At 52.9% G+C, this 1,410-nt stretch carries 1 rRNA gene; it reads left to right on the forward strand.

The features are described from left to right. Positions 1 to 1,379: ribosomal RNA gene (locus ACX6U0_RS21245) — 23S ribosomal RNA — on the forward strand; the annotation flags it as partial. Positions 1,380 to 1,410: the final 31 nt, after the last annotated feature.

Here is a 1,410-nt window from a genome sequence, read left to right on the forward strand (position 1 = left end):
TAAGGCTGAGTTGTGATGGCGAGGGAAATATAGTACCGAAGTTCCTGATTCTACGCTGCCAAGAAAAGCTTCTAGCGAGGAAATAGGTGCCTGTACCGCAAACCGACACAGGTAGGCGAGGAGAGAATCCTAAGGTGAGCGAGAGAACTATGGTTAAGGAACTCGGCAAAATGACCCCGTAACTTCGGGAGAAGGGGTGCTCTTTTGGGTGCAAGCCCGGGAGAGCCGCAGTGAAAAGGCCCAAGCGACTGTTTAGCAAAAACACAGGTCTCTGCGAAGCCGTAAGGCGAAGTATAGGGGCTGACGCCTGCCCGGTGCTGGAAGGTTAAGAGGAGGGGTTATCCCTTACGGGAGAAGCTCTGAATTGAAGCCCCAGTAAACGGCGGCCGTAACTATAACGGTCCTAAGGTAGCGAAATTCCTTGTCGGGTAAGTTCCGACCCGCACGAAAGGCGTAACGATTTGGGCACTGTCTCAACCATAGACTCGGTGAAATTATAGTACCTGTGAAGATGCAGGTTACCCGCGACAGGACGGAAAGACCCCGTGGAGCTTTACTGCAGCTTGATATTGAATTTTGGTACAGCTTGTACAGGATAGGTAGGAGCCTGAGAAGCCGGAGCGCCAGCTTCGGTGGAGGCGTCGGTGGGATACTACCCTGGCTGTATTGAAATTCTAACCTAGAGCCGTTATCCGGCTCGGAGACAGTGTCAGGTGGGCAGTTTGACTGGGGCGGTCGCCTCCTAAAGAGTAACGGAGGCGCCCAAAGGTTCCCTCAGAATGGTTGGAAATCATTCGAAGAGTGTAAAGGCATAAGGGAGCTTGACTGCGAGACCTACAAGTCGAGCAGGGACGAAAGTCGGGCTTAGTGATCCGGTGGTTCCGCATGGAAGGGCCATCGCTCAACGGATAAAAGCTACCCCGGGGATAACAGGCTTATCTCCCCCAAGAGTCCACATCGACGGGGAGGTTTGGCACCTCGATGTCGGCTCATCGCATCCTGGGGCTGTAGTCGGTCCCAAGGGTTGGGCTGTTCGCCCATTAAAGCGGTACGCGAGCTGGGTTCAGAACGTCGTGAGACAGTTCGGTCCCTATCCGTCGTGGGCGCAGGAAATTTGAGAGGAGCTGTCCTTAGTACGAGAGGACCGGGATGGACACACCGCTGGTGTACCAGTTGTTCTGCCAAGAGCATGGCTGGGTAGCTATGTGTGGAAGGGATAAGTGCTGAAAGCATCTAAGCATGAAGCCCCCCTCAAGATGAGATTTCCCATAGCGTTAAGCTAGTAAGACCCCTGAGAGATGATCAGGTTGATAGGTCAGAGGTGGAAGCGTGGTGACACGTGGAGCTGACTGATACTAATCGGTCGAGGACTTAACTAACAAGTTTGATAATGACATTATCTAGTTTTGA

Source organism: Gottfriedia sp. ABJ_BB2_2 (assembly GCF_055484705.1).